Origin of the sequence: Bacillus sp. IT-79MI2, assembly GCF_949768135.1 — a bacterium.
Lineage (GTDB): Bacteria > Bacillota > Bacilli > Bacillales > Bacillaceae_G > Bacillus_A > Bacillus_A pseudomycoides.
Genome location: NZ_CATKPV010000100.1, coordinates 1 through 4,427, shown reverse-complemented (window position 1 = coordinate 4,427; position 4,427 = coordinate 1). Strand labels below are relative to the sequence as shown.

At 32.9% G+C, this 4,427-nt stretch carries 4 protein-coding genes and 1 pseudogene; 4 read left to right on the top strand and 1 reads right to left on the bottom strand.

Annotated features, from left to right (window positions below; all coding sequences use genetic code 11):
* A partial coding sequence (locus ACM6HU_RS24215) for a Mu transposase C-terminal domain-containing protein (RefSeq protein WP_414848485.1) occupies positions 1-493 on the top strand: 493 nt, incomplete at its 5' end.
* Positions 486-1,295: an AAA family ATPase gene (locus tag ACM6HU_RS24210; RefSeq protein WP_016131748.1), complete on the top strand. Its 810-nt coding sequence runs from the start codon at positions 486-488 to the stop codon at positions 1,293-1,295. The genes ACM6HU_RS24215 and ACM6HU_RS24210, both read left to right, overlap by 8 nt.
* A 1,021-nt stretch (positions 1,296-2,316) precedes the next feature.
* Here ACM6HU_RS24210 and ACM6HU_RS24205 read toward each other — a convergent pair.
* Positions 2,317-2,391: pseudogene (locus tag ACM6HU_RS24205) on the bottom strand (RNA-binding protein Hfq); the annotation flags it as partial.
* Positions 2,392-2,539: 148 nt separating this feature from the next.
* Here ACM6HU_RS24205 and ACM6HU_RS24200 point away from each other — a divergent pair.
* Positions 2,540-3,292, top strand: coding sequence for a hypothetical protein (locus ACM6HU_RS24200; protein ID WP_249922746.1), 753 nt, complete (start codon positions 2,540-2,542; stop codon positions 3,290-3,292).
* A 669-nt stretch (positions 3,293-3,961) separates the two neighbouring features.
* Positions 3,962-4,427, top strand: a 466-nt coding sequence (locus ACM6HU_RS24195) for a M60 family peptidase N-terminal accessory domain-containing protein (protein WP_414848484.1), incomplete at its 3' end; no start/stop codon positions are given.

Here is a 4,427-nt window from a genome sequence, read left to right as displayed (position 1 = left end):
CTATCATCATAGAATTCATGGTACAACAAAGAAAGAGCCAATACTTGCATGGAATGAATCTGGATTTTTACCTAATATGCCAGAAAGTTTAGAGAGTTTGGATTTGTTATTATTAAATTTAGCTAAAACAAGAAAAGTTCATTCAGATGGTATTCGTTTTCAAGGTTTAAGATATATTGATACTAACTTAGCTGCATATGTTGGTGAAACCGTCATTATTCGTTATGATCCAAGAGATATTGCAGAAATTCGTGTATTTTATCAAGATAAATACTTATGTACCGCTATTTCACCAGAGATTTCTAACTACACAGTGGACTTAAAAGACGTTGTTTCTGCACGAAATAACGTACGAAAAAATTTAAAAAATCAACTAGAATCTAGAAAAACTGTTGTAGAAGAAATAGTCATGTCAAAGCAAAATGGTTGGAAGGCTCAGTCGAATAAATCTAGCTCTAAAAAGTCTAAACTTAAGAGGTATATCAATGACTAAAATGCAGAATTTTATTGAAACAAAAGAATATAAAAGGTTTGCGGAATTTTGCGACGCTTGCATCAAATATAAGTATATCGGTATTTGTTATGGACTGCCTGGGGTTGGAAAAACGTTATCTTCAAGATATTATTCAAATTGGGATTGTATAGAGAAGCAAATAGCTTATAAAAAAGCAGATGAAATTGGATTAAATGCAGATGAAAAGATACTCGAAACAAGAAGTATTTTTTATACAGCTCCAGCAGTACGTGCTACTAAAATGACGGATGATATTCATACTATTGGAATTAGAATAAACTTGGTTAGAACTATGTATAAAATGATTAATAGAGGCGAAGGAGAGTATACTACTAATTCTTATGAAGGTATCGACTTGATTATTGTTGATGAAATTGATCGATTAAAACTTCAAAATTTAGAACAACTCAGGGATATTTATGACCGTAATGACCTAGCTATGATATTAATTGGGATGCCTGGTATAGAGAAACGATTAGCTCGATATCCTCAACTTTATTCTAGAATTGGTTTTGCTCACGAATTCGATAAACTAAGTAAGGATGAAACGCATCATATTTTAGAGTATAAATGGAAAGAGCTAGGGCTTTCTATAAAACTTGAAGATTTTTCTGATTACGAAGCAATTACAAGTATCATTAAAATTACTGGAGGAAACTTCAGACTTATACAGAGGCTTTTCACTCAGATTGAGAGAATACTTGAGATTAATCATCTTAATACTATTTCTACTGAAGTAGTGGAAGCTGCACGAGATAGTTTGGTTATCGGAATTAAATAAACATAAAAAAGCTATCATGGAATTGATAGCTTTTTTATGTTTACCTATAGTGCAAAATAGCACTTAAAACAAGTGCTATTTATCTCCTAAATTTACAGTATTGATTTTATCACATCCCGAAGCTGTATTCAAAACTTTTTAAGTTATGAACAAGGTTATTGTTAGAATTATATTTTTTTCATAATCTTGCGAGTGGAAAGTAAACAGACATCTGTAAATCAGGAAGTAGACATTTATAGACGTGGTTTTTATAGTTTTCTATATATCTGTAATGGTATACCTTTGTAAACGCTCGCTCGCTTTTTAGGACGGTTCATTTGTAAAACTCACTAATTATGACTTTGCGCATAAATAATATAAGGATTAAATTCCTGTATTTTTACAATATTTAGTACAAATAATATCAATTTACTATAATATGTAATTTATGTAAAATCATAATTAAGCTAAACTCTTCTTTAAATTCTTGCCCCTAACAAGGATTTAAAGACCATGCTATTTTTAGCTACAAATGCATAAAAAGAAAAAAGCCAAATCTATACAGAATTTGGCTTTTTTCTTTGGAGTTCATGTAAATAACAACTTGAACCCACTACTCTTTTTCAAATGTAATTGTATTTTAGCATATTTTAAACGTTTTGTTGTTAGATTTTTTAACTTATCAGAAAGTTCCGGGTGAATATTTGGAACAATCTTTATCCTATGATATTGCCCCCTAACTATTTGTATATAATAGAAAGTAAAACTAAGTTCATGACTTTTTATAATTTGTAAAATTAATCATTAAATTCTTATAGCTAATGTGTACCAAAAGGTGTGTTTTGTTTTCGGTATAAACCTAAAATTATTTTCATACCTTTTGGTACAAAAAATAGAATCCTTATGATAAGGATTCTGCAACAGGAAACAACAAATATATAGAAGTAAGATAAAGAGAATTACTTATTATCATAATATCATATATATGTATAATGTAATGTTGAGAAAATGTTAAGAAATGCTCGAATCATTCTCATATGTATTATGTAGTAATGGTTGAAACTGCTTGTTTGTAAACGAGTTGCTGTTTACCACGAACCATCATACCCAGAATCGTTTCCGTACCCAAAATAGGTGCAAAATTGAGCGTAATAGGCATTCGCCAGTTTTGGCGGATAGCGTTCAACAAATTTGCAGGAGGTTGAAATATGGTAGATAATTGAAAAGGTTAAGTAACAACATTAGAGAGGAAAACAAGCGTGAAAATGTTCGGAAAAGTAATCATATGCACGGCCGGAATTTTAGTAGCTGGATTTTTACTTGGGACTGGGGCCGCTGTCATGTCTGGACTTAAAGTAGATATACCGTTTATAGGCGGATCAGTAAAAAAAGACGCTGAGAGCCCGGAATGTATCGAAGCTAAAGAAAAATATGAGCACTGGGTCACGGTCGGTACTGATGAAACTATGAAATACCATTATCTAGGTAAGATGGAAAAAGAGTGTGGTAATAAAACAACGGATCAATCTAACAAAGTCGTTATGTCGAAAGACGAAAAGCAAGCAGAACAACAGGAAAAAGATCAAGTGGAGGAAGTAAAAACGCCAGCCGTTGAAACTACACAAGAGGCGCAGACAACCGAAGACAACAAAACGGCTCAGGTGAAAGCGAAGGAAGAAGCGGCGAAACAAGAATCCGAACCGAAATATTGTGGTAGTCCAGAAGCACAGATAACTTGTGACCACGTAAAACAAGAATGGGAAAATGAACAAAAGATAGAGCAACAACAAAAAGAACAATTGGAAGAAGTGAACAACAGACAATTATCCCAGGATGTAGCTAATCAATTAGTGATCGGAACGAACTTTATGAAATATGATTCATTGCTACCATTACCAGTAGATGTACAGTCTGGAATAGATGGAACGTCAATTTACATTTACAAGCAAGGTAACAAACAGTTACGAATGACAGTTGCGGCAACGGATCGTATTACAAATGTGAGTTATACAGAATAACAAACAAAGGTAGAAAAACTCCCATAAAAGACAATTGAAAATCCACAAACAGATAAAATAAAATAGATCATGGGGTCCCGCCACATGCCCATCAACTTAAGAAATTCGTTGTTACCCAAAACTAAAAAAATGAGCTAAATTGTTATAAATAATTGTAGATAGATAAAGATTTTCATTTACGGGGTACTTCATAACCTTAGCTTGATAGTGATGTGGCGAGACCCATATACTGAATATAAAATATGAAATTTTACATATTTGCGTATTAGGTAATGGTATTAACTTAGAATTACTATATGCTAGATTAGAGGTTTATACTCAAAGTCTATAATGTTTTAATGGAAGTAACAGCCATATATATCCATTTCAATTCTTCGACATACCTACTATGCAGAATACAACATGATCTGCACTTGCTTTCTCATATTGATGTGGTGGGAAAAGTCATGACCGTTTCTATACGCGGTCAGATGCTCCCTTTCAAAATTATATATAGGTATAATTTTGACTTGTATGAAATAAGAGAGGGGGGATAAGTAAATTTAAGAAGTAGCCATAGTAAGAAGAATTTTTATTGTATTAACGTAATAAAAGGATACAAAGGGCTAGTGAGGAAATCGACGTTTCGTATGAACGTTAGAATGGATTTAAATGAAAGGACTGATTTATATGAGTAGAAGAAAGAATCATAGATTACAAAAACCAATGAAAGTACTTATGACATCTGCTGTTTTGACAACGACATTATTTACATCTATGACTGTAAATAATTTGAACATTTATGCTGAAACTACACAAACCCAGGCACAATATGAAGAGAGAAAGTTTGAACTTCCAAGTACAGGACATTATATGGGTGAAGCAGCAAGAGAAAGAAGAAGTGAGCAACGAAACTATGTGCCAACAGGAATTTATGTAAAACCGAATGAGCAAGTCACAATTGAAGTATCGGGACTATCAGGATTAGAAAAGCTTGGAGCAACTATTGGGACAAATGAATATGATAAAGAAGGGGGAAAAGCATTTCGTCTTTCTCCTGGTTCTAACACCATCTCCTCTCCAAACGGTGGTTTATTAGGGTTTGATAACTCTGAAGGGAAAGGAACTGTTAAGGTGAAAGTAACACAAGGCGGGT